The organism is Klebsiella sp. K47 (assembly GCF_051858335.1).
GTDB classification, from domain to species: domain Bacteria; phylum Pseudomonadota; class Gammaproteobacteria; order Enterobacterales; family Enterobacteriaceae; genus Klebsiella; species Klebsiella pneumoniae.
On sequence record NZ_JBPYUI010000323.1, the window covers coordinates 1 to 231 of the forward strand.

A 231-nucleotide genomic window follows, 5' to 3' on the forward strand; every position below is an offset into this window, starting at 1 on the left:
GCTGGGCCTTGGCCCGAACGACGGCGTGTTCTTCGCCGCCGGCAAGGAAGGCCAGGCGGCGAAGCTGGCGGGCCTGGCGCGCATCCGCGTCGGCGAGACGCTCGACCTCATTGACAAGGACCGGTTCGACCTGTGCTGGATCGTCGACTTCCCCTTCTATGAATATGATGAAGACGAGAAGAAGGTCGACTTCGCCCACAACCCCTTCTCGATGCCGCAGGGCGGGCTCGA

Annotated in this window: 1 pseudogene; it reads left to right on the top strand. The window is 64.5% G+C overall.

Annotation, left to right across the window (positions count from 1 at the left end):
- Nucleotides 1-231 (top strand): annotated as a pseudogene (locus tag RRF55_RS28225) (hypothetical protein); the annotation flags it as partial.